Raw genomic sequence first — 791 nt, forward strand, 5'->3', positions numbered from 1 at the left:
ATGGAGAGGTAGCCGCACAAAAGCAGGTCAATTCAACGATGATTTTGGCAGAAGTATTTGAACGTTTCGTCAGCGAAAGTCCGCTAACGGTGATGTTGAGGGTGGTGTTGGAGCAGAGTATGTCCTCTGCAGAAGTCGATGAGTTGTTTGAGCAACAAGCGCACCGTCAGTATCACCGCGAACTGCTGTTTTCTACAGTAGTAAATCTGATGAGTCTGGTGGTGTGTGGCATCAGCCCGTCGATCAATGCAGCCTATCAGTCGAAAGCAAAAGGCGTCGGGGTTAGGGTTCAATCGGTATATAACAAACTCAATGGGCTCGAACCGGCGATTGTCGAAGCGCTAGTGCGGCAGGGAGTGAGCAAAGCCAAAGCGTTGATTGAGCGATTGGGTGGTTGCTTGCCCGCTTTAGTGGCAGGCTATCGAGTCAAAATTCTCGATGGTAATCACTTAGCGGCGACTGAGCGCCGCTTGGCGGTACTGCGCGAGGTTGGCAGTGCGCCGTTACCAGGCCATGCCCTGGTGATTTTAGACCCGGCCTTGATGCTGGCCATTGATGTGTTTGCCTGTGAGGACGGCCATACGCAAGAGCGAGCGCTGCTGACGCGGGTGCTGTCCACAGTGATGAGTGGTGACTTATGGATTGCCGACCGCAACTTCTGTACGCTGGGTTTCCTGTTTGGCCTCCACGCCCGTGGGGGGTGTTTCGTGATTCGGCAGCATGGCAACTTACCCTGGCAGGTGCTCAATGAGCTGAATGCAAGCGGCAGTAATGCGACCGGCACAGTGTTA

The 791-nt window shown here is 54.0% G+C and carries 1 pseudogene; it reads left to right on the forward strand.

From position 1 onward, the window contains the following. Positions 1-119 precede the first annotated feature (119 nt). Positions 120-791 (forward strand): annotated as a pseudogene (locus CKL79_RS22680) (IS4/IS5 family transposase); the annotation flags it as partial.

This window comes from Leptolyngbya sp. BC1307, from assembly GCF_002286735.1.
Taxonomy (GTDB): domain Bacteria; phylum Cyanobacteriota; class Cyanobacteriia; order Phormidesmidales; family Phormidesmidaceae; genus Phormidesmis.